Consider the following 26,965-nt stretch of genomic DNA (forward strand, 5'->3'; position numbering starts at 1 on the left):
GGCTTAGCGCCAGGGCAATCATAAATATTTTTACATTATTGTAAATTTTTCTATTCATTAATCCGTGAGATCTATTTAACCATCGTCTTATTGACCGGATGGATAATAGGTTTATTAATTGCACGAATCAAGTTCAGGTCTATTTATAGACTTGTTTATTGATTTGGATTGAGGTGATGTATAGAAAACGACATTGCTGGCAACAAAAAGAGTCTAAACATTTTACAAGATATAAAAAAACCCCCGTCTTGCGACGAGGGTTTAAATTTTGGTGGAGCTAAGCGGGATCGAACCGCTGACCTCCTGCATGCCATGCAAGCGCTCTCCCAGCTGAGCTATAGCCCCACATGTTACTTTACCTACCGCATTCTGTTGGGTTCAGAATTTGGTGGAGCTAAGCGGGATCGAACCGCTGACCTCCTGCATGCCATGCAGGCGCTCTCCCAGCTGAGCTATAGCCCCATCGTAAAGCTGTCATGTTGACGGGCGGCATAATATGAATTCCGCCGCAACGTGTCAACGGCAAATTCAGCCTCCGCCTTTCAACCGTCGAAAAATCATGCAAATGAATCACTTTGCGAGCCTGCTCGCAGCCAGGAGTTAAGCTTGTCACGTTTTCACGTAAAACGGTGCTATAAAATGAACCACTAATTAACCCCACAGATATTCAGGAAATTGTATGATCAAGGAACGAATGACGCCAGAAGAGTTAGCCCTGCTGACTGGCTATAGCCGACAGACCATCAATAAATGGGTACGTAAAGAGGGTTGGATTACATCGCCAAAACCAGGCGTTCAGGGTGGCAAGGCGCGTCTGGTACACGTCAATGAAAAAGTGCGCGACTTTATTCGCAGCGCACGCAGGGTGACAGAGTCGCCGGAAATGCCAGATAAGGCGTACCACGACGGTTCACTTCACGCCCTACTCATGACGCTGGCGAATGAAATGACGCCGGATGAGCAAAAGCAGATGACATCGCTGTTACTGCGGGAAGGGATTACCGGATTGTTACAACGCTTAGGGATTCGCGACCAACGCTAATATGAAAAGATTACGCAGCAAAATGACCACGGAAGAGCTGGCGGACAGTCTGGGCGTAGCCCGACAGACCGTTAATCGCTGGATACGACAAAAAGGATGGAAAACGGAGGGGATTAACGGTGTTAAAGGCGGAAGAGCGCGGGTGATATGCATTGATGCGCACGTGAAGGAGCACATCATAAGCCTTCCCGCCATGCGTAACCGTCAGGCTGTTTACCACGTTGCGGAAAGCCCTTCCCTCTATGGCGTGGCGGCCTCACCCAGCCTGCTTCCACAAATCATCGACTCGCTGGAAAACATGACGGCAGTGGAACAGGAACGTTTGCGCGCACTGCTCGCGCGTGAAGGTTTGCAGGGTTTCCTTACGCGTCTTGGTATTGCTGAATAACAGGCAAAAAAAACGGCAGGTCACCCTGCCGTTATGTGTATTACGCGGGCATTACTGCTGGCTTTCGCGCTCAGCGATAAAGCCCAGCGCCTTGTTGATGCGCGCAACGCTACGCGATTTACCAATCGCATGTACGGTCACGTCCAGCGCCGGAGACTGGCCTGCCCCCGTTACCGCAACGCGCAGCGGCATACCGACTTTACCCATGCCAATTTCCAGCTCATCAGCAGTAGCCTGAATCGCGTGGTGCACATTTTCCGCTGTCCATTCGCTAATGGCTTCGAGCTTGTCTCGCACCACTTCCAGCGGCTGACGCGCAACCGGACGCAGGTGTTTCTTGGCTGCGTCCGCGTCGAACGCGTCAAACTCTTCATAGAAATAGCGGCAGCTTTCGGCAATCTCTTTCAGCGTTTTGCAACGCTCGCCAAGCAGTTTCACCAGATCCGCCAGTTCCGGGCCAGTACGGGTATCGATGTTTGCCTGCTCAATGTGCCATTGCAGATAAGTCGCCACATATTCTGGCTGCATGGTATTGATGTAGTGATGGTTCAGCCACAGCAGCTTGTCGGTATTGAACGCGCTGGCGGATTTGCTCACCGAGTTCAGAGAGAACAGGTTGATCATCTCTTCGCGGCTGAAGATCTCCTGGTCGCCATGGGCCCAGCCCAGACGCACCAGGTAGTTCAGCAGTGCTTCCGGCAGATAGCCGTCATCACGGTACTGCATTACGCTCACCGCGCCGTGGCGTTTGGACAGTTTTTTGCCGTCGTCACCGTTGATCATCGATACGTGCGCGTACACCGGTACCGGCGCGTTCAGCGCTTTCAGGATGTTGATCTGACGCGGGGTATTATTGATATGGTCTTCACCACGGATCACGTGCGTGATTTCCATATCCCAGTCGTCCACCACTACGCAGAAGTTATAGGTTGGCGATCCGTCAGTACGACGAATAATCAGATCATCCAGCTCCTGGTTGCTGAATTCGATCGGGCCGCGGATCTGGTCATCAAAGATAACAGAGCCTTCCTGTGGGTTAGCAAAACGCACAACGCACGGCTCATCGGCAGCATGCTCGCTGTGGTCGTGACGGCAACGACCGTCATAACGCGGTTTTTCGCCTTTTGCCATTTGCTCTTCGCGCAGTGCATCCAGACGCTCTCTGGAGCAGTAGCACTTATAGGCCGTGCCCGCGACCAGCATCTCGTCAATGACGTCGTTATAGCGGTCAAAACGTTTGGTCTGGAAGTACGGGCCTTCGTCCCACTCCAGATTCAGCCAGTTCATCCCATCCATAATGGCTTCAATTGCTTCCGGCGTTGAGCGCTCAAGATCGGTGTCTTCAATACGCAGCACAAACTCACCTTTGTTGTGGCGTGCGAAAAGCCAGGAATAGAGAGCGGTACGTGCACCACCGACATGCAGATAGCCTGTCGGGCTCGGCGCGAAGCGAGTTTTGATTTTCATGAAATGGCCTTACGTTATAAAGATGCCGGTAATCGGCAAATCCTGGGAAGAAAACAATGGGCAATATTCTATCACTGTGGGCCGATTCCTCAATGTCGATCACTTTATCCGGTTCGAGATTGCTGTTTTTGTTTAGAAATCATGCGCCACAGTCCGTTTTGCGATCGTTTTGACTAATTTTACGACGAACGAATAAAAACTTTAGAAAATGCGTTGACTCATTTTCAACTCTCCCTATAATGCGACTCCACACAGCGGGGGTGATTAGCTCAGTTGGTAGAGCATCTCCTTTACACGGAGGGGGTCGGCGGTTCGAGCCCGTCATCACCCACCATCTCGGGTCGTTAGCTCAGTTGGTAGAGCAGTTGACTTTTAATCAATTGGTCGCAGGTTCGAATCCTGCACGACCCACCAATGTAAAAAAGCGCCCTAAAGGCGCTTTTTTGCTATCTGCCATATAGCACATCCCCATTGCAGCCAGACCGCTTGTTTTACTCAAGCTCACGCCTTCTTTGCCGATACCTCTATTTTATGGCGAAAAGGATCTCAATATGACAACTCTTAAGCCCGTTTCTCTGTCGGCGATGGACATCGGCAGCGTCGACAACAGCTCCGGCGGAAACGATATTGCTTCCCGGATCACCCGTCTGACCAAACAGATAACGAAAGTCACTCAGCAGCTCAAAGAAGTCGCCATGGGTGATGCCACGGCAGAAGAGAAGCAAAAGCAGCAGGAATTACTCGAATCTCAGCTGGCTATGTTGCAGGCACAGCTGGCGCAATTGCTGCGTCAGCAGGCAGAAGAGGCAATGCCAAAACAGGAAAACGGTCAGGCCGTGGCGGAAGGCATCAATAAGCCCTCCGCAGACCATAAGGTTGATATCTACATCTGATCGCTGTTTTCGTTAAAGAGCGGATCGCGCGTGCGGGCCTCCATCAAACGCCCGGCCTGCATGCGCACCACATCCCAGCAGGCGTGCGCCGCTCCAGAAAGAGACCTGTTTTTACGGCGTACCAGCATCAGCTGGCGTTCAATACAGGGCAAGAAACGCTTCACCGTTAAACGACTCCCCTGCGGCAGTGGCAGCGCCAGCGCCGGCAGAACGCTGATGCCAATCCCCGCTTCGACCATCGGGAACAGCGTGGCAGGATGCCCAATTTCCTGCACAATGGTTGCCTTAACGCCCTGCGCGGACAGTGCGGCATCTATCAGCGGACGGCTGCCAGAGGCATAATCCTGTAGCACCAGGTTTGCCCCCTGCAAGGCTTGCCAGGTCACCTGCGGCAGCGATGCCAGGGGGTCATCATCGCGGCAGAGCAATAAAAAAGGCTCCGAGAGCACCACTTCACATTCCAGGTCGCTTACCACACCGGGGTCAATGACAATCCCGAAATCCACCTCCCCCTGACGAATACTCTCCAGCACCCACTGCTGCGGCCTGTCGTGCAAAACAAAATCGATATCCGGATAGCGGTGATTACTTTCCGCAATGCACTGAGGAATAAGATGCGCCGAAATCGTCTGGCTCGCCGCGACTCTCACGGTGCCGGAAAGCTGTTGCCCGAGCCGCCCGACATCCCGCAGCGTACTGTTCAGTTCATCCAGCAGCCTCTCCAGACGCGTTGCCAGCTGCTGTCCCGCTTCGGTGAGCACCACTTCCCGCGTCGTACGGTCGAGCAGCTTCACCCCGGTTTGCGTTTCAAGCTCCTTAACGCTATGGCTCACCGCCGACTGGCTGAGGCCGATCATCTCCCCTGCCCGGCTAAAGCTGCGGGCCTGCGCGACGGTGACGAAAACGCGAAGCTGACGTAACGAATAATTCATCTGTTTAATTCATGAATGGATGCAATAAATCAATTTTATTTCTCAAAGGGAAGAAAGCACAATAGCGACATCTGTTTTAAGGAGTGATTATGAAACTTTTTCGTATCCTTGATCCGTTCACGCTGACCCTGATTGGTGTCGTCTTGCTGGCCTCGTTTTTCCCGGCGCGAGGCAGTTTTGTGCCCATTATTGAAGGCGTGACCACGGCAGCCATTGCCCTGCTGTTCTTTATGCATGGCGCCAAGCTTTCCCGGGAGGCCATTATTGCAGGCGGTAGCCACTGGCGACTGCACCTCTGGGTAATGTGCAGCACCTTTATCCTCTTCCCGGTACTGGGCGTGCTGTTTGCCTGGTGGGCGCCGGTGAATGTCGACCCCGCGCTGTATTCCGGCTTCCTCTATCTATGCATTTTGCCGGCCACGGTGCAGTCCGCTATTGCTTTTACCTCGCTGGCGGGCGGCAACGTCGCGGCGGCAGTTTGCTCTGCTTCCGCTTCCAGCCTGCTGGGGATCTTCGTTTCACCGCTGCTGGTCGGTCTGCTGATGAACATGCACGGTGCGGAGGGCAACCTGGAACAGGTGGGTAAAATTTGTCTGCAACTGCTGCTGCCGTTTGTGCTCGGACACTTATCCCGCCCCTGGATTGGGGAGTTTGTGGCGAAACACAAAAAATGGATCGGCAAAACGGATCAAAGCTCCATTCTGCTGGTGGTTTACACGGCCTTTAGCGAAGCCGTTGTAAACGGCATCTGGCACAAGGTGGGCGCCGGATCGCTGCTGTTTATTGTGGTGGTGAGCATTGTTCTGCTGGCCATTGTCATCGCGGTCAACGTCTTTGTGGCCCGCAGGTGCGGCTTCAATAAGGCCGATGAAATCACCATCGTCTTCTGCGGGTCGAAAAAAAGCCTGGCTAACGGGATCCCGATGGCCAATATCCTGTTCCCGACCTCAGTCATTGGGATGATGGTGCTGCCGCTGATGATTTTCCATCAGATCCAGCTGATGGTGTGTGCGGTACTGGCGCGGCGCTACAAGGCGCAGACGGAAAAGCTGGCGCAGGAAGAGACCCGCGCCGCGAAAGCTTAAGGACGCTTCAGGGGCTGAACCAGCTGGGTCAGCCCCTCAGTTTTGATCACTAACGTGATAGCCATCAGCTCGCCCAGTCGCCCGGCGGGGAACGCATCCTTACGGGCAAACCACAGCAGATACTCTTCCGGTAAATCAATCAGCCTGCGGCCCTTATATTTACCGAACGGCATCTCCGTATTGGCGATCTCAACGAGCTGCTCTTTTTCCACGTTATTCTCCTAACAGGCGCATCATTTCGTCTTCGTCGATCACCTCGATGCCGAGCTCCTGCGCTTTGGCCAGCTTCGAGCCGGCCGCTTCCCCGGCAATCACCAGATCGGTTTTCTTCGACACGCTGCCCGCCACTTTCGCCCCCAGCGCCACCAGGCGGGCCTTCGCGTCATCGCGCGAAAGCTGACTCAGGCTACCGGTCAGCACCACCGTTTTACCGGCAAACGGGCTGTCGATCTCGTCGGCATTAACCACCACCGGCGCAGGCCAGTGAATCCCCTGCTCCAGTAATTTACCGATCACCTCACGGTTGCTCTCTTCGGCGAAGAAGTTAAAGACGTGGGTGGCGACCACGATGCCGACATCCGGGACTTTCTGTAGCTCGTCGATGCTGGCTTTCTCCAGCGCCTCCAGCGTGCCGAAATACGCCGCCAGCCCCGCCGCCGTCGCCTCCCCGACTTCACGAATGCCGAGCGCGTAGAGGAATCGGGCAAAGGTGGTGTTTTTGGCTGCCTCAAGTGCGTTAACGACGTTCTGGGCGGATTTCGGTCCCATACGATCGAGGCCGGTCAGCTTGCCTGCCGTCAGCGTAAAGAGGTCCGCTGGCGTATGGACATACTCTTTCTCAACTAACTGGTCGATGATCTTGTCACCCATTCCGTCCACGTCCATCGCCCGGCGTGAGACAAAGTGCTTCAGGGACTCTTTACGCTGCGCGCCGCAGATTAACCCGCCCGTACAGCGCGTTACCGCTTCACCTTCCACGCGCTCTACGTCAGAACCACATACCGGACAGTGGGCCGGAAACTCAATGGCACGGGTGTCGGCAGGACGCTCTGACTCCACAACGTTGACCACCTGCGGGATCACGTCGCCCGCGCGGCGAATCACCACTTTGTCACCGATGCGCAGGCCCAGGCGGGCAATTTCATCGGCGTTATGCAGCGTGGCGTTGCTTACCAGCACGCCGGCCACCTGTACAGGCTCCAGACGCGCTACCGGCGTAATCGCCCCCGTACGCCCTACCTGAAACTCCACGTCGCGAACGAAGGTCATCTGCTCCTGCGCCGGGAACTTAAAGGCCACCGCCCAGCGCGGCGCACGGGCCACAAACCCTAACTGTTCCTGCAACGCCAGGGAGTTAACCTTGATCACCACGCCATCAATATCAAACCCGAGAGTGGGGCGATCCTCTTCAACCTTACGGTAGAACGCCAGCACCGCCTCCGGAGAGTCGCAGAGCTGCACGCGGTTGCTTACCGGTAACCCCCATTCTTTGAACTGCAATAAGCGCCCGAGATGGGTATCTGGCAGCTCGCCGCCCTCCAGGATCCCAACGCCGTAGCAGAAGAAAGTAAGCGGTCGCTTCGCGGTGATGCGCGGATCGAGCTGACGCAGAGAACCTGCCGCCGCGTTACGCGGGTTAGCAAACACTTTTCCCCCGGTACGACGCGCTTCTTCATTGATCTTTTCGAAGCCCGCCTGCGGAAGAAACACCTCCCCGCGCACTTCCAGCCGGGCTGGAATGTTCTCCCCACGCAGCTTCAGCGGGATCGCACGTATGGTGCGCACGTTGGTGGTGATGTCTTCCCCGGTGGTGCCATCGCCGCGCGTTGCGGCACGCACCATCACGCCGTTCTCATAAAGAATGCTGACGGCCAGACCGTCCAGCTTCAGTTCGCAGCACCAGCTCAGATTGTCGACACTCTTCAGGCGATCCTGTACGCGCTTGTTGAAAGCCAGAAAACTCTCTTCATCAAAAACGTTATCCAGCGACAGCATCGGCACTTCGTGACGCACCTGGCTGAAAGCGCCCAGCGGCTCGGCGCCGACGCGCTGCGTCGGGGAGTCTGGCGTGATCAGCTCCGGGTGCTGCGCTTCCAGTTCGCGCAGTTCACGCATCAGGCGGTCATATTCCGCATCCGGCACTTCCGGTGCATCCATAACATGATAGAGATATTCATGATGGCGAAGCGTGGTTCGCAGTTCAGTAAGTTGTTGTTCGATTGAGTCCATATCGCACCATCAATGAGAAAAACCCCCGACAAGCGGGGGTTGAGGAGGGGTTGACGTTAACGCGACGATTACGCGTTCGCTTCCTTAACTTCGCGGATGCGGTCCTGATATTCGCGCAGTTTCTGCGGCGTCATCATTCGACGCTGATCGTCGAGCACCACACCGCCCACTTCGTCGGCAATGTGCTGAGCGGACTGTAGCATCAGCTTAAAGTTTTGCAGTTCGTCACCGTAGGACGGCACCTGCATAAAGATCGTTACGCCTGGCGTGACGAAATCACCGGTCATTTCCGGGTCAAACGTGCCTGGATTCACCATATTGGCCAGGCTAAACAATGCCGGGCCGCTGCCGTCAGGACTCAGGTGGCGATGGAAAAAATTCATGTCGCCGAACTTGAAGCCTGCCTGCTGGATGCTGTTAAGCAGCACGTCACCGTTCAGATGGGTGCCGTGATGGGCAGCCACGTTCATGATGATCACCGCTTCTTTACGCTGCGGCTTTTCAACAACCGGTTCTGGCGCTGCTACCGGCTCTGGCTCAACGCGCGGAGCGGGCTGTGCCGCAGGCGGTACGGGTTCAGGCTGCGGCTGCGATTGCTGCACTGGCTGCGGCTGCTGTACCGGCTGTGGCTGCTGAGTCGGCTGCGGCTGTTGCACTGGCTGAGCAGGCTGATGCACAGGTTGCGGCTGTACAGGCTGTGGCGCAACGGGCTGCGGTTGCACAGGCTGCTGCGGCGGATGACGCACAGGTTCTTCCACTGGCGGCGGCGCTGGCTGGCGCGGCTGGGCAGAGGCATACGGTGGTTGATACTGGTGCTGCGGAGCGCGGGGAGCTTCATGCTCTCCATGCGCTGCGCCGGGCGCAGTATTGACCCGATGAACACGGACTTCACCCACGCCGTCGTCGTCAAGGCCGTCGACGTCGTCTTCAACGTCATCGTCGTCACGACTGGACTTCATGCGCTTCAGTGGACGATCGCGAAACATAGAGGAACGCTCTTTACGGCTGGTCCAGAAACCATGTACCAGTAAAGCGATTATGGCGATCGCGCCAACAATGATTAATATCAGACGCAAATCCTGCATCATTATATTCTCTGTTGTTCTAACACCTTGCCACCACGGCAAACATTTACTCACTAAGAGTATTTGCCGTTTACGTCAAGTGCAAGTGTATGCAGAGCATTCACAGCATAAAGATGAACTAAATCGTGCTTTTTGCTGGTTTTTCGAACATTTCCGAACTGGTCATTAGCCCGTAACTGGATAATATAGGCGGGCAATTCCACTGGTTGTGTAAAAAGGAGTACAGCCTGGTATGGTTTCAACATCTTCTTCTGCCCCACGTAGCGGGGTCTGGTATTTTTCACAGGGCTGGAAACTGGTCTCCCTGCCGGGCATTCGACGCTTCGTTATTTTGCCGCTGCTGATCAACATTCTTCTGATGGGGGGCGCGTTCTGGTGGCTGTTCACCAGGCTGGAAAGCTGGATCCCTTCCCTGATGAGCTATGTGCCGGACTGGTTACAGTGGCTTGACTACCTGCTCTGGCCGATAGCGGTCATTTCCGTGCTGCTGGTTTTCGGCTATTTCTTTTCCACGATAGCAAACTGGATAGCCGCGCCGTTCAACGGTCTGCTGGCCGAACAGCTGGAAGCGCGCCTGACCGGTGCGACCCCTCCTGACACGGGCGTACTGGGGATCATGAAGGATATCCCCCGCATCATGAAGCGCGAATGGCAGAAATTTGCCTGGTACCTGCCGCGCGCGATTGTGCTGCTTATCCTTTATTTCATCCCTGGTATCGGCCAGACGGTGGCCCCCGTGCTGTGGTTTTTGTTCAGCGCCTGGATGCTCGCCATTCAGTACTGCGACTACCCGTTCGATAACCACAAGGTGCCGTTTAAAGAGATGCGCACCGCCCTGCGCACTCAGAAGGTTGCCAATATGCAGTTCGGCGCGCTCACCAGCCTGTTCACCATGATTCCTTTCCTGAATCTGTTCATCATGCCCGTTGCCGTTTGCGGCGCGACGGCGATGTGGGTGGACTGCTACCGTGCTAAGCACGCGTTATGGAAATAATGCAAAAATGTGTAAAAGAGGGGTGGCTTATGCCGCCCCTTATTCCATACTGATCCCCATTATTTCCTTGCAGCATATAGATATGCGATTTCCTTACTTCCCCATACTTATTCAACAGGTATGCTGGGTCGGTATCCCAATTTCATACAGTTAAGGACAGGCCATGAGTAAGATTTATGAAGACAACTCGCTGACTATCGGTCATACGCCCCTGGTTCGACTGAACCGTATCGGTAATGGACGCATTCTGGCGAAGGTCGAATCTCGTAACCCAAGCTTCAGCGTGAAATGCCGTATCGGTGCAAATATGATTTGGGATGCTGAAAAACGTGGCGTGTTGAAGCCCGGCGTTGAGCTGGTGGAACCTACCAGCGGTAACACCGGTATTGCCCTGGCTTACGTTGCGGCGGCGCGCGGCTATAAGCTGACGCTGACCATGCCTGAAACCATGAGCATTGAGCGTCGCAAGCTGCTGAAAGCGTTGGGTGCGAATCTGGTCCTGACCGAAGGCGCGAAAGGCATGAAGGGTGCGATTCAGAAAGCGGAAGAAATCGTCGCCAGCGATCCGGCAAAATATCTGCTGCTTCAGCAGTTCAGCAATCCGGCCAACCCGGAAATTCATGAGAAAACCACCGGTCCGGAAATCTGGGAAGATACCGACGGCCAGGTTGATGTCTTTATCTCCGGCGTAGGTACCGGCGGTACGCTGACCGGCGTGTCTCGCTATATTAAAGGCACGAAAGGTAAAAAAGATCTGATTACCGTTGCCGTTGAGCCTACCGACTCACCGGTTATCGCTCAGGCGCTGGCGGGAGAAGAAATTAAGCCAGGCCCGCACAAAATCCAGGGTATCGGCGCAGGCTTTATTCCAGGCAACCTGGATCTGAAGCTGATCGACAAAGTGGTTGCCATTACCAATGAAGAAGCCATCTCCACGGCGCGTCGCCTGATGGACGAGGAAGGCATTCTGGCGGGTATCTCTTCCGGTGCGGCGGTTGCGGCTGCCCTCAAACTTCTGGAAGATGAAACCTTTACCAATAAGAATATTGTGGTTATCCTGCCTTCTTCGGGTGAGCGTTACTTGAGCACCGCACTGTTTGCCGATCTCTTCACGGAGAAAGAACTGCAACAGTGATGCCAGTATGTTAAAAACGCGTAAAAAAGCACCTTTTCAGGTGCTTTTTTGTGGCCTGCTTCAAACTTTTACCCCTCCTGGCATTGCTTCACCCCGTTGGGTCTGGTATTTAAACCAGCAATTATTTTGATGCGCGAAATTAATCAGTGAACGAAATAGCGCTGCTGAATCGATTTTATGATTTGGTTCAAGTCTTGCTTTCACTGCATAATGTTTAATGACGATTGAAACGTCAGCGCTAACAATACAGGCTAAAGTTAAGTCGCCAGGCTAGACTTTAGTTCCACAACACTAAACCTATAAGTTGGGGAAATACAATGTTCCAGCAAGAAGTTACCATTACCGCTCCGAACGGTCTGCACACCCGCCCTGCTGCTCAGTTTGTTAAAGAAGCGAAAGGCTTCACTTCTGAAATCACTGTGACTTCCAACGGCAAAAGCGCTAGCGCAAAAAGCCTGTTCAAACTGCAAACTCTGGGCCTGACTCAGGGTACCGTTGTTACCATTTCTGCTGAAGGTGAAGACGAGCAGAAAGCAGTTGAGCATCTGGTTAAGCTGATGGCTGAACTCGAGTAAGTTTACCGGGTTCTTTTCAATATCAGTCACAAGTAAGGTAGGGTTATGATTTCAGGCATTTTAGCATCCCCGGGTATCGCTTTCGGCAAAGCACTGCTGCTGAAAGAAGACGAAATCGTCATTGACCGGAAAAAAATTTCTGCCGACAAGGTTGATCAGGAAGTTGAACGTTTTCTGAGCGGTCGTGCCAAGGCATCTGCGCAACTGGAAGCGATTAAAACTAAAGCTGGTGAAACTTTCGGTGAAGAAAAAGAAGCCATCTTCGAAGGGCACATTATGCTGCTCGAAGATGAGGAGCTGGAGCAGGAAATCATAGCCCTGATTAAAGATAAAGGCATGACGGCCGACGCGGCTGCGCATGAAGTTATCGAAGGTCAGGCTTCTGCCCTGGAAGAGCTGGACGATGAATACCTGAAAGAGCGTGCGGCTGACGTACGTGACATCGGTAAGCGCCTGCTGCGCAACATCCTGGGTCTGGCCATCATCGATCTGAGCGCGATTCAGGACGAAGTGATCCTGGTTGCCGCTGACCTGACCCCGTCTGAAACCGCACAGCTGAACCTGAACAAGGTGCTGGGTTTCATTACCGATGCAGGTGGCCGTACTTCCCACACCTCAATCATGGCGCGTTCTCTGGAACTGCCAGCTATCGTGGGTACTGGTAGCGTCACCTCGCAGGTGAAAAACGACGACTATCTGATTCTGGATGCCGTAAACAACGTGGTTTACGTCAACCCAACTAACGATGTGATCGAGCAGCTGCGTTCCGTTCAGGAGCAGGTTGCCACCGAGAAAGCGGAACTCGCTAAACTGAAAGACCTGCCGGCCATCACGCTGGACGGTCATCAGGTTGAAGTGTGCGCTAACATCGGTACCGTACGCGACGTTGACGGCGCTGAGCGCAACGGTGCGGAAGGTGTAGGTCTTTATCGTACTGAATTCCTGTTCATGGACCGCGACGCACTGCCAACTGAAGAAGAGCAGTTTGCCGCGTACAAAGCGGTTGCCGAAGCGTGTGGCTCACAGGCCGTAATCGTTCGCACCATGGACATCGGCGGCGACAAAGAGCTGCCGTACATGAACTTCCCGAAAGAAGAGAACCCGTTCCTGGGCTGGCGTGCCGTGCGTATCGCCATGGATCGCAAAGAGATCCTGCGTGACCAGGTTCGCGCTATCCTGCGTGCTTCCGCTTTCGGTAAACTGCGCATCATGTTCCCGATGATCATCTCTGTTGAAGAAGTGCGTGCACTGAAGAAAGAGATCGAAATCTACAAGCAGGAACTGCGTGACGAAGGTAAAGCGTTTGACGAGTCAATCGAGATCGGCGTAATGGTGGAAACACCGGCAGCCGCGACCATTGCGCGTCATTTAGCCAAAGAAGTTGATTTCTTTAGTATCGGTACCAATGATTTAACGCAGTACACCCTGGCAGTTGACCGTGGTAATGATATGATTTCACATCTCTACCAGCCAATGTCGCCGTCTGTACTGAATTTGATCAAGCAAGTTATTGATGCTTCTCATGCAGAAGGTAAATGGACTGGCATGTGTGGTGAGCTTGCAGGCGACGAACGTGCTACACTTCTGTTGCTGGGTATGGGTCTGGACGAATTCTCTATGAGCGCCATTTCCATCCCGCGCATCAAGAAGATTATCCGTAACACGAACTTCGAAGATGCGAAGGTATTAGCAGAGCAGGCTCTTGCTCAACCGACAACGGACGAGTTAATGACGCTGGTTAACAAGTTCATTGAAGAAAAAACAATCTGCTAATCCACGAGATGCGGCCCAAATTACTGCTTAGGAGATAAGTCTAATGGGTTTATTTAGTAAACTGTTCGGTGACAAAAGCAATAGCGACTCCGGAACTATTGAGATTGTTGCTCCGCTTTCCGGCGAGATCGTCAACATCGAAGACGTGCCGGATGTAGTGTTTGCTGAGAAAATCGTTGGTGATGGCATTGCTATCAAACCAACTGGCAACAAAATGGTTGCTCCAGTTGACGGTACCATTGGTAAGATTTTTGAAACCAACCATGCGTTCTCTATCGAATCTGATAGCGGTATCGAACTGTTCGTTCACTTCGGTATCGACACCGTTGAACTGAAAGGCGAAGGCTTCAAACGTATCGCGGAAGAAGGCCAGCGTGTGAAAGTTGGCGACCCGGTGATTGAATTCGATCTGCCACTGCTGGAAGAAAAAGCGAAGTCTACCCTGACTCCGGTTGTTATCTCCAACATGGACGAAATCAAAGAGCTGATCAAACTGTCTGGCAGCGTTACCGTGGGTGAAACCCCGGTTATCCGCATCAAGAAGTAATTCTTGCCGCACGGTAAAATGGCGCCTTCGGGCGCCATTTTTGTTTATGCAGGCAGAATAAGCTCGTCGTAGCCTTTCGACTGCGTGTAGATCATCACGTCAGTCACTCTGTCACCCGCCATGCGAATGGCGTCAGCCACGGTTTTCCCCCCGACGATACCACTCACCAGCTCCGAACAAAACAGATCGCCCGTCCCTTTCAGGTCCGTCTCTACGCGCGGGTGCGCGCTTACGGTAACGCCCTCTTCGCTGACCAGCACCACGTGGATATTCTGCGGATCGTCAGCCACTGGCGCGCTGGTAATGGCTACCCACTTCAGCGTGTCGGAGAGCAGCCCCTGCGCGGCGGCGATGGCGCTCTCTGGCGTACGGCATGTTTTACCGCTCAACACTTCCAGCTCAAACACGTTGGGCGTAATGCCCTGGGCCAGCGGCAGCAGGTGCTCACGGTAGGCTTCAGGAATTTCAGGTTTCACGTACATCCCGCTGTCGACGTCCCCGATTACCGGGTCAACCAGCACCAGCAGATCGGGATGCTGTACCTTTATCGCCTTTAGCCACTGCGCCAACAGCACGATCTGGCTGGCGCTGCCCATATAGCCGGTCGTGACCGCTTTTAGTTCGCGCAGGATCTCGCGCTCTTCCAGCGCCTTAAGGTAGCCGCTAAACCACTCATCCGGGATGACACCGCCGTAGAAGGTGTCGTAATGCGGCGTATTGCTGAACAGCACCGTTGGCACGGCGGTAACGTTCAGCCGGTGGGTGCGAATATTCGGCACCGCGATGCTGTTGCCTACGCTGCCGTACACCACCTGCGACTGTACGGCGACAATATCGGTTTGCTGCGCCCGGGTATTATCCCGGAATAAAATCATCTCCATGACGCTTAGATCCCCGCCCCCTGCGAATAACTCTCTTCACCAAAGACGCCGGTAGACAGGTAACGATCGCCGCGATCGCAAATAATCGCAACCACCACCGCTCCCGGCGTGGACTTGGCCACCCGGATCGCGCCCGCTACGGCACCGCCAGAGCTGACGCCGCAGAAGATGCCTTCACGCACGGCCAGCTCACGCATGGTATTTTCCGCCTCGCGCTGATGAATATCCAGCACCTGGTCCACAAGCTGCGCATTAAAGATGCCCGGCATATACTCCGCGGGCCAGCGGCGAATGCCCGGAATACTGCTTCCCTCTTCCGGTTGCAGGCCGACAATCGTCACCGGGCTTGCCTGCTCGCGCAGAAAGCGTGACACACCGGTGATCGTGCCCGTAGTGCCCATGCTGGAGACAAAGTGGGTGATACGCCCGTCGGTTTGCTGCCAGATTTCCGGGCCGGTGGTGGTGTAGTGCGCGTACGGGTTGTCCGGATTGTTGAACTGGTCGAGCAGCTTGCCTTCCCCGCGCCCGGCCATCGCCAGCGCCAGGTCGCGCGCCCCTTCCATCCCCTGCTCTTTGCTCACCAGAATCAGCTCGGCCCCGTAGGCGCGCATGGCGGCCCGGCGCTCCTGGCTCATGTTGTCCGGCATCAGCAGCTTCATGCGATAGCCCTTCAGCGCGGCAATCATCGCCAGTGCGATACCGGTATTACCGCTGGTGGCTTCAATTAACACGTCGCCGGGCTTTATCTCGCCGCGCTTTTCGGCCTGGACAATCATCGACAGCGCCGCCCGATCTTTTACCGAGCCTGCCGGGTTATTGCCTTCGAGTTTGACCCAGATTTCGCTGCCGTTGTTCGGCACCATGCGCTGAAGTTTGACCAGAGGGGTGTTGCCGATGGTGTTTTCTAATGTATTCATGATCGCTGTCCAATAAAAAGCCCGGTGGCGCGCAGCGATCCGGGCCTACAGACGTCATATTGTAGGCCGGGTAAGCGCAGCGCCACCCGGCAAAACTACGTAATCCTAACCTATCAGGCTGACTCCGCCAGAGCAATATCCTCGCGCGTCTCGATGCGCTCGTTGCCGTGATAAATGCGCGCGTGTTGCAGCCCCACAAACAGGCGTTCCCCCCGGTGTGGCGGCTCGTCGTCACGCATAACCACGGTCAGCGGCTCGGTATACCAGCCCAGCGGCTGAACGACCAACTGGGTGTAGTGACCTTTAGGGCTCGCTTCCAGCACCTGCACCGGGAGCGGTGAATCCAGGCTGGTACGGCGGCTGACGTCCACTTCCCACGGACGCAGGAACAGATCGACCGGCCCCTGATGCGCCGGGGTGTAGCCCAGCGGCCAGCGGTGCGCCCCAACGTGAAACTGACCGCCGCGAATGGTGCCCTGAAGACGGTTCACCTCGCCCATAAACTCCAGCACGAAGCGGGTCGCCGGTTCACGCCAGAGCTGCTCTGGCTCGTCAACCTGCTCAATGTTGCCCTGACTCATCACCACCACGCGGTCGGCCACTTCCATTGCCTCTTCCTGATCGTGGGTCACGAAAACGCTGGTGAACTGGAGTTCCTCATGCAGCTGACGCAGCCAGCGGCGCAGCTCTTTTCGCACCTGCGCATCCAGCGCGCCGAACGGTTCATCCAGCAGCAAAATTTGCGGCTCAACGGCCAACGCGCGCGCCAGCGCCACGCGCTGCTTCTGTCCACCCGAAAGCTGGGCCGGGAAGCGGTCCGCCAGGTGAGCCAGCTGCACCATCTCCAGCAGTTTGGTCACTTTCGCTTTGATGGTGGCCGCATTCGGACGCTCACGACGCGGCAGTACGGTCAGGCCAAACGCGATGTTGTCGAATACCGTCATGTGGCGGAACAGGGCGTAATGCTGGAACACAAAGCCCACCTTACGGTCGCGGGCGTGCAGGCGGCTAACGTCCGTACCGTGGAAGCGGATATGTCCGCTGGTCTGATGTTCAAGCCCGGCGATAATACGCAGCAGCGTGGTTTTACCGGAGCCAGACGGCCCCAGCAGCGCCACCATTTGTCCGGAAGGGATATCCAGCGAGATATCATTCAGCACCTGGGTGCGACCAAAAGACTTCTTAATATTGGCAATCTCAATGCTCATGATTTCCCTCCTGATGCTGACGTTTTTCCTGATTCTCTAAACGCCACTGCACCACACTCTTTAAAAACAGGGTCAAAATCGCCATCAGCGTCAGCAACGCTGCGGCAGTAAAGGAACCGACGGTGTTGTAGTCCTGTTCCAGTAATTCAATCTGTAGCGGCAGCGACAGGGTTTCGCCGCGAATCGAGCCGGATACCACCGACACCGCGCCAAACTCACCAATCGCACGGGCGTTGGTCAGCACCACGCCGTAAAGCAGCGCCCAGCGGATATTCGGCAACGTCACGCGGCGGAACATCTGCCAGCCGGAGGCGCCCAGCAGGACGGCCGCTTCATCCTCATGGCTGCCCTGGCTTAACATCACCGGCACCAGCTCGCGCACCACGAACGGACAGGTCACAAAGACCGTCACCAGCACCATGCCCGGCCAGGCGAACATAATTTGCAGGTCGTGTTCATCCAGCCAGCCGCCCAGCGGACCGTTAGAGCCGTAAAACAGCAGATAGACAAGACCGGCCACCACCGGCGACACCGCAAACGGGATATCCAGCAGGGTCAGCAGCAGCTGACGCCCCGGGAAGTTAAAGCGGGTCACCAGCCAGGCCAGCAATACGCCAAACACCAGATTCACCGGAACGGTGATCAGGGCAATCATCACCGTCAGCCAGATGGCGTTGAGCATGTCCGGATCGGCCAGGTTTTGCAGCGCGGGCATAATCCCTTTGCTGAAGGCCTGAACGAAGATGTACACCATCGGCACAACGAGAATGAAGGCAGAGACCAGCACACCCGTACCAATCAGAAACCATTTGCCCCAGTTGATGCGGGGCGCGTCATAGCGCTTCAATTGCGTAACTTCCGCCATCAGTGACCTACCACACGTCGACCAAAGCGACTTTGCAGAGTGTTAATCGAGAACAGCAGCAGCAGCGACGCGGCAAGGATCACCGAGGCAATCGCGCTCGCGGCCGGATAATCAAACTCCTGCAAACGGACAAAAATCATCAGCGAGGTCACTTCGGTTTTCCACGCGATGTTCCCGGCGATAAAAATGACCGCGCCAAATTCACCGAGGCTGCGGGTAAACGAGAGCGCAACACCCGCCAGCAGGGCCGGAGAAAGTTCCGGCAGCACAACCTTACGGAAACTCTGCCAGCGCGTGGCCCCCAGCGTTTCCGCGGCCTCTTCGTATTCGGGGCCTAATTCTTCCAGCACCGGCTGCACGGTACGCACCACAAACGGGATGCTGGTAAAGGCCATCGCCACCGCGATACCGAGCCAGGTATAGGTCACTTTGATATCAAACTTCGCCAGCCATTCGCCGTAGAAGCCGTTTACGGAGAACAGCGACGCCAGCGTCAAGCCGGCTACCGCCGTCGGCAGCGCAAACGGCAGATCCATCAGCGCGTCGAGCAGCGTACGGCCCGGGAAGCGATAACGGGTTAAGATCCACGCCATCAGCAGGCCAAACACGCCGTTGAAAATCGAGGCCACGAACGCCGACAGCAGCGTGACCTTGTAGGCCGCCACCACCTGCGGGTTGGTGACCACTTCCCAGTACTGGGACAAGCTCATCTCAGAGAGCTGCACCACCAGCGCGCTGAGCGGCAACAGCAAAATCAGACAGACGAACAGCAGGCTGGTCCCGAGGCTTAAGGTAAAGCCCGGCAGCACGCGTCTGGAGGAGACTGCAAACATTACTTACGCCCCGCCGCCAGCAGCTTGTCTAACTCACCGCCGCTGGCAAAATGGGTTTTCATCGCCTCAGGCCAGGCGCCGAAATGGTCTTCCACGCGGAACAGCGCGGTCTGCGGGAATTTATCCTTCAGCTTGTTCATCACGTCCGGATTGTTGACGCGGTAGTAATAGTCAGTAATCACCGTCTGCGCCTGCGGGCTGTACAGATAGTTGAGATAGGCTTTAGCTGCCTTTTCGGTGCCGTTAGCCTTAACGTTTTTATCTACCCACGCCACCGGGAACTCGGCCAGAATATTAGTTTTCGGGATAATGACCTCAAACCCCTGCGCTTCATACTGCTTGCGGATGTTGTTCACTTCGGATTCGAAGCTGATCAGCACGTCGCCCAGCCCGCGCTCGGCGAAGGTGGTGGTTGCGCCACGGCCGCCGGTATCAAACACCTCGACGTTTTTCAGGAACTGGGTCATAAACTGTTCGGTTTTCGCTTTATCGTTACCGTCAGCTTTGTCCGCCGCGCCCCACGCTGCCAGGTAGGTATAACGCGCGTTGCCGGAGGTTTTCGGGTTCGGGAAGATCAGCTTTACGTCAGAACGCACCAGATCGTTCCAGTCGTGAATGTTTTTCGGGTTGCCCTTGCGCACCAGGAAGCCCATGGTGGAGTAGAACGGTGAGCTGTTGTTCGGCAGGCGGCTTTGCCAGTCCGCCGGGATCAGCTTGCCTCTGTCGTGCAGGATCTGCACGTCTGTCACCTGGTTATAGGTCACCACATCCGCCTTCAGCCCCTGCAAAATGGCCAGCGCCTGCTTGGACGAGCCGGCGTGAGACTGTTTGATGGTCAGCTTGTCGCCGTTGTTCTCTTTCGCCCACTGCTGTTCGAAGGCGGGATTAAGGGCGGCAAACAGCTCGCGCGAAACATCATAAGAACTGTTCAGTAACTCAGTTGCCTGCGCCTGCGCCACCAGCAGTAAGCCTGCCAGTGCCAGCGATCCTTTTTTCAGTACAGTAACGGCCATTGCGCGCCCTTATAAATGTGATGACTATCTTATAGTCATAATATTTATAACGGAGTCTAAAGGAGTAACGGTTTTATATACCGTTTGGTGATTTGGAAGCAGAAAAGGGAATAAGGGGTGCGGGAGAAATTGCCGGGTGGCGCTAACGCTTACCCGGCCTATATGTGGAGTGCGTTTTACAGCGCCAGCAGGCGCTCAACGGACGGCGCAAAGTAGTAGCCGCCGGTGACCGGGCGGGTGAAGCGCAGCATGGCGTCGCGCTTGCCGTCGGTATCGCCAAACATGCTCAGCAGCTGCTGTTCAATGTTATAGAGGCGCGCGCAGTAGGCGCAGAAGTACAGGCCATGCGTACCGCTTGCGGTGCCGTACGGCAGGCTCTGGCGAACAATCTTCAGCCCCTTACCGTCTTCTTTAAGATCAACGCGGGTCAGGTGGGACGTCACCGGACGCGCATCGCCATCAATCTCTTCATTGGCGTCTTTGGTGCGGCCAATCATCATCTCCTGGTCATGCACGCTCATGCGGTTAAGCTGCTTGAGGTTGTGCTCCCAGCGCTGGACAAACACATAGCTGCCGCCCGCGTCCACGCCGTCCTTGATAACAGCCACGTCGCGACGCGTCTCTTCCCCGGCCGGGTTTTCGGTACCGTCGACGAAGCCGCTTAAATCGCGTTCTTCCACCCAGCGGAAACCGTGGATTTCTTCCTGCACGTTAATGCTGTCACCAAAAGCCTCAATTGCTGCCTGAGCGACGGAGAAGTTCACGTCGTGGCGCAGGGAGAGAATGTGGATCAGCACGTCGTACTGGGTGGCTGGCGCGAGACCTTTACCATAAGGAATGAAGTCCTTCAGCTCTTCCGCGCCTTCGCCGCCGCTCAGCTGACGCCAGACGGTGTTGCCGAAGGCCACTACCGCGCCCAGATGGGCTTCCGGGAATTTGGCCTGGAAGGTGGCCAGTTTATCAACGAAAATTTTGCTGGCCCCGCGCAGGGCATCCACGTCCCCGTTGACGTTGGCTTCAATCCAAATCGCCGCGCGGCAATGTTCTGGCAAAATGCCACTCTGAACCTGAGACATCGCTCCTCCTGAAAAAAAGATGCCACGACAGCGTGGCATTGATGGCGGCTATTATACCCGGATTTCAGCGAGGCGGTTTGCTCAGGCGCAAATTACTGCTTCCAGATAATTTTGCTCACTTTCCACTTTTTCAGGGTGTCGTCAGACGGCATTAACCCTTCCGGACCGTTCCAGGTGCCGCTGAAAACGTAGCTGATGTGCTGGCTGCCTTCGGCCTTACACTCAACCGCGACGCTGTCATCCGACGGCGCGCTGGCGCAGTGGCCAAACGCTTTCTGATAGAGTTCGCCAAACGGCGTTCCCACCTTCACGCCACCCGAGGCTGGAATAGCTTCATCCATCACCGCGATGCGGGTTACCGTTCCTTTATCGCCGTTAATGACCATCGCCACCTTGTCGTCTTTCAACGCTTCGAAATAGCGCACGATGTTGCCGTTCTCGGTTTTCATGCCGCTGCGCAGGCGATAATCACCGCCGATGGCATCCTGAATAGCGTCCTGATCCAGTGCCGTCGAGGCGGTGATGTTGCCCACGCCCTGCTCGGTCACTTCCATTGAGGAGCCAAACCAGTTCCACGGATAGGCCGCAGACCAGTTGATGGAGGAGAGCGTGGAACAGCCGGTTAACGCCAGCGGGAGAGCGCATAAAAGTAAACGCAGCGATTTCATTGAGACGTCCTTACGTAGTAAATCAACGCTTGTTGGAGTGCGGTATCGGCAAAAAGTGCCGTGTTAATCTGACTCTTGCGTAAAACAGGCGCGTAAACGGGGGTTAGTGAGTAACCACAGCAGCGCGACAATATCCGCTACCACCAGCGCAATTCCGATACCGGAAAGCGGCTCGCCGTACAGCCAGAGCACGGGTTGCCAGACCAGGAGCACAACCTGCGCCAGGATCAGCAGCCAGCGAAGCGCGCGCCAGACGCGCGGAATGGCCTGCCGCCGTCCGCTGCACAGAAATGCCAGGACCGCCGGTACGCCGGGCAGCAACCCCAGCCAGAACGCATCGTGATCGGGATAAAAGAGATTCAGTAACGTATCGCCCTGCCCGCGCGACGCGCCAGCCATCACGAACAGCACCCAGGTTCTGGCCTGCAACAGCAGAACGCACCAGAACAAAAAAGGCAGACGCAGACGACCGTGAACATCATAGTCGCCGGGGTGGAACTCAGTACTCTTCATCTTCGATCAAGCGCTTACCCAGCGTCAGCACGTCCGCGTGCTCGTAGCCCAGACGTTCATACATGCCCAGCACCACGTCGTTATCTTCCCGGACCATAATCTGGATTTTCGGGCAGCCACGGGCGATCAGCTTCTTTTCCAGACGGTTAAGCAGCGCATTGGCGATGCCGCGCGCGCGATATTCCGGGTGTACGCCCAGATAGTAGGCCGACCCGCGGTGGCCGTCATATCCGCCCATCACCGTCCCAACCACCTCGCCGTTGACCTCCGCGACCAGAAACAGACTGACGTCGTGATTCACCTTGCGTTCGATATCCATTTCCGGATCGTTCCACGGACGCAGCAGATCGCAGCGCTCCCAAAGGGTGATCACCTCTTCGAAATCTTCCTGGCGAAAAACGCGTATCTCCATGGTATTAACCGCCTTTTCGGGTTTAAAAACAGTGATTATGGCGTGAACGCCGCGTTTAGCCAATAACCAGCGAAAATCGTCTAAAAATTTGGCATAATGTCACTTTGTCACGTATTGAAATGAAAAGTAAAACAATTCTCAATAAGGACTGTCGTAACGGTAAACACGATACGATATAACACCAGGACCTCATTTTTTAGTATTCAGGCCGCATGAGCACATTCAAACCATTAAAAGCACTCACATCGCGTCGTCAGGTTCTCAAAGCGGGGCTGGCGGCCTTAACGTTAACGGGCATCGCAAAGCAGGCTCAGGCAAAAGAAGAGAGCACGCTTAAAACCAGTAACGGACACAGCAAGCCGAAAACCAAAAAAGCCGGCGCAAAGCGTCTGGTCATGCTCGATCCGGGCCACGGCGGGATCGACACCGGCGCCATTGGCCGAAACGGTTCGAAAGAAAAACACGTCGTGCTGGCAATTGCAAAAAATGTGCGCGCAATTTTACGCAGCAACGGTATTGACGCCCGCCTGACGCGCACGGGCGACACGTTTATTCCGCTGTACGACCGCGTGGAAATTGCCCACAAGCACGGCGCCGACCTGTTTATGTCCATTCACGCGGATGGTTTCACAAACCCTTCCGCCGCCGGCGCGTCGGTGTTTGCGCTCTCCAACCGCGGCGCCAGTAGCGCCATGGCGAAATACCTTTCCGACCGCGAAAACCGCGCGGATGAAGTGGCCGGTAAAAAAGCGACCGACAAAGATCATCTGTTGCAGCAGGTGCTGTTCGACCTTGTGCAGACGGACACCATCAAAAACAGCCTGACGCTCGGCTCGCATATCCTCAAGCGGATCAAGCCCGTGCACCGTCTGCACAGTAAAAGCACCGAGCAGGCCGCGTTTGTGGTACTGAAGTCCCCGTCCATTCCGTCCGTGCTGGTTGAAACCTCGTTCATTACCAACCCGGAAGAAGAGCGCCTGCTCGGCACTAAGGCGTTTCGTCAGAAGATCGCGAACGCCATCGCCTCCGGGGTCATCAGTTATTTCAACTGGTTCGATAACCAAAAAGCGCACTCCAGGAAACGTTGATGAAACCCAATGCACAGCTGGTCAAAACCTTCCTGATGCAGTTGCAGGATGAAATTTGCCAGAAACTGACCGCCGCAGACGGCGGTGAATTTCAGGAAGACGCCTGGCAGCGCGACGCGGGCGGCGGCGGGCGCAGCCGCGTGCTGCGTAACGGCGGCATTTTTGAACAGGCCGGCGTCAACTTCTCCCATGTACACGGCGAGGCAATGCCGGCATCCGCTACGGCGCATCGGCCCGAGCTGGCGGGGCGCAGCTTCGAGGCGATGGGCGTCTCGCTGGTGGTGCATCCGCATAACCCGTTTGTGCCGACCAGTCACGCCAACGTGCGCTTTTTCATCGCGGAAAAACCGGGAGCCGATCCGGTCTGGTGGTTTGGCGGCGGTTTTGACATGACTCCCTATTACGGCTTTGAAGAGGACGCCGTGCACTGGCACACCACCGCGCGCGACCTCTGCCTGCCGTTTGGCGAAGACGTTTACCCGAAATACAAAAAGTGGTGCGATGACTATTTCTATCTGAAGCACCGCGACGAGCAGCGCGGCATCGGCGGGCTGTTCTTTGACGATCTGAATACCCCAGATTTTGATACCGCGTTCAGCTTTATGCGCGCGGTGGGTGAAGGCTTTACCGACGCCTATCTGCCGATTGTCGAACGCCGCAAAAATACCGATTACGGGGTGCGCGAACGTGAGTTCCAGCTTTACCGCCGCGGGCGCTACGTAGAGTTCAACCTGGTGTGGGATCGCGGGACGCTGTTTGGCCTGCAAACCGGTGGACGCACGGAGTCCATTCTGATGTCGATGCCGCCGCTGGTGCGCTGGGAATACAGCTACGCGCCAAAAGAAGGCAGCCCGGAGGCTGCCTTGAGTGAGTTCCTTAAAGTACGCGACTGGATTTAACTGCCGGATGGCGCTGCGCTTATCCGGCCTACTCAATCCGTAGGTCGGGTAAGCAAACGCGCCCTTACAGCGGCTGCGTCTGCGCCTCAACTACCGCCAGTGCCACCATGTTCACGATACGACGCACGGAGGCAATCGGCGTTAACACATGCACCGGTTTTGACACCCCCATCAGTACCGGCCCTACGGTCACCCCTTCAGAACTCGATACGCGCAGCAGGTTGTAGCTGATACGCGCCGCTTCCACGTTCGGCATGATCAGCACGTTCGCCGAGCCTTTCAGCGGGCTGTCCGGCATGCGCTCGTTACGAATGCTCTCCACCAGCGCGGCATCGCCGTGCATCTCGCCGTCAATCATCAGCTCCGGCGCGCGTTCGCGCACCAGCTCCAGCGTCTGGCGCATCTTGCACGCCGCAGCGGATTTGGATGATCCGAAGTTAGAGTGCGACAGCAGCGCCACTTTCGGTTCGATACCAAAGCGGCGCACGGTTTCCGCCGCCATCACGGTGATCTCCGCCAGTTCGTCCGGGGTTGGATCGTCGTTAACGTAGGTATCGGCGATAAAGGTGTTACCGCTCGGCAGCAGCAGCGCGTTCATAGCTCCGGCAGTATGGACGCCCTCGCGATAGCCGAAGATCTCCTGCACCACGCTGAAATGCTCGTGATATTCACCGATGGTGCCGCAGATCAGCGCATCCGCCTCACCGCGGTGTACCATGATCGCGCCGATCACCGTGGTATTGCTGATCACCGCCCGCTGCGCCTGCTCCTGGGTGATCCCGCGACGCTTCATGATCGAATAGTATTCGTTCCAGTACTCTTTGAAGCGCGGATCGGATTCGTTGTTAACGATCTCAAAGTCCACGCCCGGTTTAATTTGCAGGCCCAGCTTCTGAATACGCATCTCGATCACGCTCGGACGACCAATCAGGATCGGTTTCGCCAGCCCTAAAGTGATCAGCTCCTGCGTGGCGTGCAGCACGCGCGCCTCCTCCCCTTCCGCCAGCACCACGCGCTTCGCGTCGGCGCGCGCCTGGGAGAAGATCGGCTTCATAAACAGGTTGGTTTTGTAGACGAACTCGGTGAGCTTATCGACGTAGGCATCGAAATCGTCAATAGGACGCGTCGCTACGCCGGAGTCCATCGCCGCTTTGGCCACCGCTGGCGCGATCTTCACGATCAGACGCGGGTCAAACGGTTTTGGAATGATGTAGTCCGGACCGAAGCTGAGATCCTGATCGCCATAGGCGGAGGCGACCACTTCGCTCTGTTCGGCGTGCGCCAGCTCCGCGATGGCGTGAACGGCGGCCAGCTTCATCTCTTCGTTGATCGCCGTGGCGCCCACGTCCAGCGCGCCGCGGAAGATGAACGGGAAGCAGAGCACGTTGTTCACCTGGTTCGGATAGTCCGAACGGCCGGTGCAGATGATGGCGTCTTCACGCACCGCCTTCGCCAGCGGCGGCAGAATTTCCGGCTCCGGGTTTGCCAGCGCCAGGATCATTGGCGCGCGCGCCATCTTCTGCACCATCTCCTGGGTCAGCACTTTCGGGCCTGAACAGCCGAGGAAGATATCCGCGCCGTCAATCACGTCCTCAAGCGTGCGCTTGCCGTCGTCTTCAACCGCGTACGCCGCCTTGGTTTCCGCCATGTTCGGCTCGCGGTCTTTGTAAATCACGCCCTTGGAGTCGCAGACCACGATGTTGTGTTTCTGCATCCCCAGCGCCACCAGCAGGTTCATACAGGCGATGGCCGCGGCGCCCGCGCCGGACACCACCATGCGCACGTCGGAGAGATTTTTCTCCACCACGCGCAGGCCGTTGAGAATGGCGGCGGTACTGATAATCGCCGTGCCGTGCTGGTCGTCATGGAACACAGGAATGTTCATACGCTCGCGCAGCTTCTGCTCGATATAGAAACATTCCGGCGCTTTGATATCTTCCAGGTTGATGCCGCCGAAGGTCGGCTCCAGCGCCGCCACCACGTTGATAAATTTATCCGGATCCAGCTCGTCCACTTCAATATCGAATACGTCGATACCGGCAAATTTCTTAAACAGCACGCCCTTGCCTTCCATCACCGGCTTACCGGCCAGCGCGCCGATATTCCCTAACCCCAGCACCGCCGTACCGTTAGAGATCACCGCCACCAGGTTGCCGCGCGCGGTGTATTTGTAGGCTGCCAGCGGATCTTTTTCGATTTCAAGGCACGGGGCAGCCACGCCCGGCGAGTAGGCCAGCGCCAGATCGCGCTGGGTCGCCAGCGGTTTGGTAGGGGAAACCTGGATTTTACCCGGAACAGGAAACTCGTGAAAATCGAGAGCGCTTTGTTTTAACTGATCATCCATCTTGTTATTCCTTTCACGTTTCGGTCAAAAAGGGTGATGTCGACGGTCCTGTGCACACCCTGGTGTGCCGCATAGTATCGCCGCAGGCAGGCTCCTAAACTTT

Annotated in this window: 27 protein-coding genes and 4 tRNA genes; 13 read left to right on the top strand and 18 right to left on the bottom strand. The window is 55.9% G+C overall.

The annotated features are described in order from the left end of the window. Nucleotides 1–269 precede the first annotated feature (269 nt). Nucleotides 270–345: transfer RNA gene (locus INF58_RS19350), tRNA-Ala, on the bottom strand. Between the two features lie 41 nt (nt 346–386). Then, a tRNA-Ala gene (locus INF58_RS19355) sits at nt 387–462 on the bottom strand. A 217-nt stretch (nt 463–679) separates the two neighbouring features. On the opposite strand from INF58_RS19355, the gene INF58_RS19360 reads away from it, so the two are divergent. Together INF58_RS19360 and INF58_RS19365 are read left to right on the top strand one after the other, a co-directional pair. Beyond that, nucleotides 680–1,042: a YfeC-like transcriptional regulator gene (locus INF58_RS19360; RefSeq protein WP_063868121.1), complete on the top strand. Its 363-nt coding sequence runs from the start codon at nt 680–682 to the stop codon at nt 1,040–1,042. A gap of 1 nt (nt 1,043) precedes the next feature. Beyond that, a complete protein-coding gene (locus tag INF58_RS19365; protein ID WP_227415138.1) occupies nt 1,044–1,430 on the top strand; it encodes a YfeC-like transcriptional regulator in 387 nt (128 codons plus the stop codon). A gap of 51 nt (nt 1,431–1,481) precedes the next feature. On the opposite strand, the gene gltX is transcribed toward INF58_RS19365, so the two are convergent. Beyond that, nucleotides 1,482–2,897 (bottom strand): glutamate--tRNA ligase, encoded by a 1,416-nt coding sequence (gene gltX, locus INF58_RS19370; RefSeq protein WP_063450449.1) that lies wholly within the window; start codon nt 2,895–2,897, stop codon nt 1,482–1,484. A gap of 258 nt (nt 2,898–3,155) precedes the next feature. On the opposite strand from gltX, the gene INF58_RS19375 reads away from it, so the two are divergent. From INF58_RS19375 to INF58_RS19385, 3 genes are all read left to right on the top strand, one after another. Next, nucleotides 3,156–3,231: transfer RNA gene (locus tag INF58_RS19375), tRNA-Val, on the top strand. Between the two features lie 4 nt (nt 3,232–3,235). Further along, nucleotides 3,236–3,311, top strand: a tRNA-Lys gene (locus INF58_RS19380). Between the two features lie 137 nt (nt 3,312–3,448). Beyond that, nucleotides 3,449–3,790, top strand: a complete 342-nt coding sequence (locus INF58_RS19385; protein WP_107533451.1) for a FlxA-like family protein — start codon at nt 3,449–3,451, stop codon at nt 3,788–3,790. Here INF58_RS19385 and INF58_RS19390 read toward each other — a convergent pair. Next, nucleotides 3,781–4,722, bottom strand: a complete 942-nt coding sequence (locus INF58_RS19390; RefSeq protein ID WP_193528323.1) for a LysR family transcriptional regulator — start codon at nt 4,720–4,722, stop codon at nt 3,781–3,783. The genes INF58_RS19385 and INF58_RS19390 overlap by 10 nt on opposite strands. A gap of 89 nt (nt 4,723–4,811) precedes the next feature. Between INF58_RS19390 and INF58_RS19395 the strand changes: the two genes are divergently transcribed. Beyond that, complete coding sequence (locus tag INF58_RS19395; protein WP_063868112.1) at nt 4,812–5,807, top strand: bile acid:sodium symporter family protein; 996 nt, start codon at nt 4,812–4,814, stop codon at nt 5,805–5,807. Here the strand turns inward: INF58_RS19395 and INF58_RS19400 are convergent. The 3 genes from INF58_RS19400 to zipA form a co-directional block, all read right to left on the bottom strand. Beyond that, nucleotides 5,804–6,019: a DUF3820 family protein gene (locus INF58_RS19400; RefSeq protein ID WP_063868110.1), complete on the bottom strand. Its 216-nt coding sequence runs from the start codon at nt 6,017–6,019 to the stop codon at nt 5,804–5,806. The genes INF58_RS19395 and INF58_RS19400 overlap by 4 nt on opposite strands. A 1-nt stretch (nt 6,020) precedes the next feature. Next, complete coding sequence (gene ligA / locus INF58_RS19405) at nt 6,021–8,036, bottom strand: NAD-dependent DNA ligase LigA (RefSeq protein ID WP_107533453.1); 2,016 nt, start codon at nt 8,034–8,036, stop codon at nt 6,021–6,023. 68 nt (nt 8,037–8,104) lie between these two features. After that, nucleotides 8,105–9,124: a cell division protein ZipA gene (zipA, locus tag INF58_RS19410; protein WP_193528324.1), complete on the bottom strand. Its 1,020-nt coding sequence runs from the start codon at nt 9,122–9,124 to the stop codon at nt 8,105–8,107. Nucleotides 9,125–9,353: 229 nt separating this feature from the next. Between zipA and cysZ the strand changes: the two genes are divergently transcribed. From cysZ to crr, 5 genes are all read left to right on the top strand, one after another. Next, the gene (gene cysZ, locus INF58_RS19415; RefSeq protein ID WP_063868105.1) at nt 9,354–10,115 is read left to right on the top strand and encodes a sulfate transporter CysZ; all 762 of its coding nucleotides are present in this window, start codon (nt 9,354–9,356) and stop codon (nt 10,113–10,115) included. A 163-nt stretch (nt 10,116–10,278) separates the two neighbouring features. Further along, entirely contained in the window at nt 10,279–11,250 is a 972-nt protein-coding gene (gene cysK, locus INF58_RS19420) for a cysteine synthase A (protein WP_006811453.1), read from the top strand. Nucleotides 11,251–11,567: 317 nt separating this feature from the next. After that, a complete protein-coding gene (ptsH, locus tag INF58_RS19425; protein WP_000487600.1) occupies nt 11,568–11,825 on the top strand; it encodes a phosphocarrier protein Hpr in 258 nt (85 codons plus the stop codon). A 45-nt stretch (nt 11,826–11,870) separates the two neighbouring features. Then, nucleotides 11,871–13,598 (top strand): phosphoenolpyruvate-protein phosphotransferase PtsI, encoded by a 1,728-nt coding sequence (ptsI, locus tag INF58_RS19430; protein WP_006811455.1) that lies wholly within the window; start codon nt 11,871–11,873, stop codon nt 13,596–13,598. 43 nt (nt 13,599–13,641) lie between these two features. Then, nucleotides 13,642–14,145 (top strand): PTS glucose transporter subunit IIA, encoded by a 504-nt coding sequence (gene crr, locus INF58_RS19435; RefSeq protein WP_022648946.1) that lies wholly within the window; start codon nt 13,642–13,644, stop codon nt 14,143–14,145. Nucleotides 14,146–14,189: 44 nt separating this feature from the next. Here crr and pdxK read toward each other — a convergent pair whose 3' ends face one another. The 10 genes from pdxK to INF58_RS19485 all read right to left on the bottom strand — a co-directional run bounded on the left by pdxK (nt 14,190) and on the right by INF58_RS19485 (nt 22,531). Then, a complete protein-coding gene (gene pdxK / locus INF58_RS19440; protein WP_193528325.1) occupies nt 14,190–15,026 on the bottom strand; it encodes a pyridoxine/pyridoxal/pyridoxamine kinase in 837 nt (278 codons plus the stop codon). A gap of 5 nt (nt 15,027–15,031) precedes the next feature. Continuing rightward, nucleotides 15,032–15,943, bottom strand: coding sequence for a cysteine synthase CysM (cysM, locus tag INF58_RS19445; RefSeq protein ID WP_193528326.1), 912 nt, complete (start codon nt 15,941–15,943; stop codon nt 15,032–15,034). A 113-nt stretch (nt 15,944–16,056) separates the two neighbouring features. Beyond that, nucleotides 16,057–17,151, bottom strand: a complete 1,095-nt coding sequence (cysA, locus tag INF58_RS19450) for a sulfate/thiosulfate ABC transporter ATP-binding protein CysA (protein ID WP_063868097.1) — start codon at nt 17,149–17,151, stop codon at nt 16,057–16,059. Further along, entirely contained in the window at nt 17,141–18,016 is an 876-nt protein-coding gene (cysW, locus tag INF58_RS19455) for a sulfate/thiosulfate ABC transporter permease CysW (protein ID WP_063868095.1), read from the bottom strand. Before cysW ends, cysA begins: the two co-directional genes overlap by 11 nt. Continuing rightward, a complete protein-coding gene (gene cysT / locus INF58_RS19460; RefSeq protein ID WP_193528327.1) occupies nt 18,016–18,849 on the bottom strand; it encodes a sulfate/thiosulfate ABC transporter permease CysT in 834 nt (277 codons plus the stop codon). The genes cysW and cysT overlap by 1 nt, the downstream gene beginning before the upstream one ends. Beyond that, entirely contained in the window at nt 18,849–19,862 is a 1,014-nt protein-coding gene (locus INF58_RS19465; protein WP_193528328.1) for a sulfate ABC transporter substrate-binding protein, read from the bottom strand. Before INF58_RS19465 ends, cysT begins: the two co-directional genes overlap by 1 nt. A gap of 176 nt (nt 19,863–20,038) precedes the next feature. Continuing rightward, complete coding sequence (locus INF58_RS19470; RefSeq protein WP_063450462.1) at nt 20,039–20,938, bottom strand: Dyp-type peroxidase; 900 nt, start codon at nt 20,936–20,938, stop codon at nt 20,039–20,041. 92 nt (nt 20,939–21,030) lie between these two features. Beyond that, nucleotides 21,031–21,606: an RpoE-regulated lipoprotein gene (locus INF58_RS19475; RefSeq protein ID WP_193036657.1), complete on the bottom strand. Its 576-nt coding sequence runs from the start codon at nt 21,604–21,606 to the stop codon at nt 21,031–21,033. 63 nt (nt 21,607–21,669) lie between these two features. Continuing rightward, on the bottom strand, nt 21,670–22,119 hold the full coding sequence (locus tag INF58_RS19480; RefSeq protein ID WP_107533460.1) for a DUF2919 domain-containing protein: 450 nt from the start codon (nt 22,117–22,119) through the stop codon (nt 21,670–21,672). Further along, on the bottom strand, nt 22,106–22,531 hold the full coding sequence (locus INF58_RS19485; RefSeq protein WP_003861292.1) for a GNAT family acetyltransferase: 426 nt from the start codon (nt 22,529–22,531) through the stop codon (nt 22,106–22,108). The genes INF58_RS19480 and INF58_RS19485 overlap by 14 nt, the downstream gene beginning before the upstream one ends. A 212-nt stretch (nt 22,532–22,743) precedes the next feature. Between INF58_RS19485 and amiA the strand changes: the two genes are divergently transcribed. Together amiA and hemF are read left to right on the top strand one after the other, a co-directional pair. Beyond that, on the top strand, nt 22,744–23,619 hold the full coding sequence (gene amiA / locus INF58_RS19490) for an N-acetylmuramoyl-L-alanine amidase AmiA (RefSeq protein WP_023314619.1): 876 nt from the start codon (nt 22,744–22,746) through the stop codon (nt 23,617–23,619). Further along, the gene (gene hemF, locus INF58_RS19495) at nt 23,619–24,518 is read left to right on the top strand and encodes an oxygen-dependent coproporphyrinogen oxidase (RefSeq protein WP_063868087.1); all 900 of its coding nucleotides are present in this window, start codon (nt 23,619–23,621) and stop codon (nt 24,516–24,518) included. The genes amiA and hemF overlap by 1 nt, the downstream gene beginning before the upstream one ends. 64 nt (nt 24,519–24,582) lie before the next feature. Here hemF and maeB read toward each other — a convergent pair whose 3' ends face one another. Next, nucleotides 24,583–26,862, bottom strand: coding sequence for an NADP-dependent oxaloacetate-decarboxylating malate dehydrogenase (maeB, locus tag INF58_RS19500; protein ID WP_063450467.1), 2,280 nt, complete (start codon nt 26,860–26,862; stop codon nt 24,583–24,585). Nucleotides 26,863–26,965: the final 103 nt, after the last annotated feature.

This window comes from Enterobacter cloacae complex sp. P24RS (assembly GCF_014982165.1).
In the GTDB taxonomy this organism is placed as follows: domain Bacteria; phylum Pseudomonadota; class Gammaproteobacteria; order Enterobacterales; family Enterobacteriaceae; genus Enterobacter; species Enterobacter quasihormaechei.

What these genes read in the sequence shown, in the direction of transcription:
- INF58_RS19360 (WP_063868121.1), top strand. Translation starts at nt 680, where the DNA reads ATGATCAAGGAACGAATGACGCCAGAAGAGTTAGCCCTGCTGACTGGC.
- INF58_RS19365 (WP_227415138.1), top strand. Translation starts at nt 1,044, where the DNA reads ATGAAAAGATTACGCAGCAAAATGACCACGGAAGAGCTGGCGGACAGT.
- gltX (WP_063450449.1), bottom strand. Translation starts at nt 2,897, where the DNA reads ATGAAAATCAAAACTCGCTTCGCGCCGAGCCCGACAGGCTATCTGCAT.
- INF58_RS19385 (WP_107533451.1), top strand. Translation starts at nt 3,449, where the DNA reads ATGACAACTCTTAAGCCCGTTTCTCTGTCGGCGATGGACATCGGCAGC.
- INF58_RS19390 (WP_193528323.1), bottom strand. Translation starts at nt 4,722, where the DNA reads ATGAATTATTCGTTACGTCAGCTTCGCGTTTTCGTCACCGTCGCGCAG.
- INF58_RS19395 (WP_063868112.1), top strand. Translation starts at nt 4,812, where the DNA reads ATGAAACTTTTTCGTATCCTTGATCCGTTCACGCTGACCCTGATTGGT.
- ligA (WP_107533453.1), bottom strand. Translation starts at nt 8,036, where the DNA reads ATGGACTCAATCGAACAACAACTTACTGAACTGCGAACCACGCTTCGC.
- zipA (WP_193528324.1), bottom strand. Translation starts at nt 9,124, where the DNA reads ATGATGCAGGATTTGCGTCTGATATTAATCATTGTTGGCGCGATCGCC.
- cysZ (WP_063868105.1), top strand. Translation starts at nt 9,354, where the DNA reads ATGGTTTCAACATCTTCTTCTGCCCCACGTAGCGGGGTCTGGTATTTT.
- cysK (WP_006811453.1), top strand. Translation starts at nt 10,279, where the DNA reads ATGAGTAAGATTTATGAAGACAACTCGCTGACTATCGGTCATACGCCC.
- ptsH (WP_000487600.1), top strand. Translation starts at nt 11,568, where the DNA reads ATGTTCCAGCAAGAAGTTACCATTACCGCTCCGAACGGTCTGCACACC.
- ptsI (WP_006811455.1), top strand. Translation starts at nt 11,871, where the DNA reads ATGATTTCAGGCATTTTAGCATCCCCGGGTATCGCTTTCGGCAAAGCA.
- crr (WP_022648946.1), top strand. Translation starts at nt 13,642, where the DNA reads ATGGGTTTATTTAGTAAACTGTTCGGTGACAAAAGCAATAGCGACTCC.
- pdxK (WP_193528325.1), bottom strand. Translation starts at nt 15,026, where the DNA reads ATGGAGATGATTTTATTCCGGGATAATACCCGGGCGCAGCAAACCGAT.
- cysM (WP_193528326.1), bottom strand. Translation starts at nt 15,943, where the DNA reads ATGAATACATTAGAAAACACCATCGGCAACACCCCTCTGGTCAAACTT.
- cysA (WP_063868097.1), bottom strand. Translation starts at nt 17,151, where the DNA reads ATGAGCATTGAGATTGCCAATATTAAGAAGTCTTTTGGTCGCACCCAG.
- cysW (WP_063868095.1), bottom strand. Translation starts at nt 18,016, where the DNA reads ATGGCGGAAGTTACGCAATTGAAGCGCTATGACGCGCCCCGCATCAAC.
- cysT (WP_193528327.1), bottom strand. Translation starts at nt 18,849, where the DNA reads ATGTTTGCAGTCTCCTCCAGACGCGTGCTGCCGGGCTTTACCTTAAGC.
- INF58_RS19465 (WP_193528328.1), bottom strand. Translation starts at nt 19,862, where the DNA reads ATGGCCGTTACTGTACTGAAAAAAGGATCGCTGGCACTGGCAGGCTTA.
- INF58_RS19470 (WP_063450462.1), bottom strand. Translation starts at nt 20,938, where the DNA reads ATGTCTCAGGTTCAGAGTGGCATTTTGCCAGAACATTGCCGCGCGGCG.
- INF58_RS19475 (WP_193036657.1), bottom strand. Translation starts at nt 21,606, where the DNA reads ATGAAATCGCTGCGTTTACTTTTATGCGCTCTCCCGCTGGCGTTAACC.
- INF58_RS19480 (WP_107533460.1), bottom strand. Translation starts at nt 22,119, where the DNA reads ATGAAGAGTACTGAGTTCCACCCCGGCGACTATGATGTTCACGGTCGT.
- INF58_RS19485 (WP_003861292.1), bottom strand. Translation starts at nt 22,531, where the DNA reads ATGGAGATACGCGTTTTTCGCCAGGAAGATTTCGAAGAGGTGATCACC.
- amiA (WP_023314619.1), top strand. Translation starts at nt 22,744, where the DNA reads ATGAGCACATTCAAACCATTAAAAGCACTCACATCGCGTCGTCAGGTT.
- hemF (WP_063868087.1), top strand. Translation starts at nt 23,619, where the DNA reads ATGAAACCCAATGCACAGCTGGTCAAAACCTTCCTGATGCAGTTGCAG.
- maeB (WP_063450467.1), bottom strand. Translation starts at nt 26,862, where the DNA reads ATGGATGATCAGTTAAAACAAAGCGCTCTCGATTTTCACGAGTTTCCT.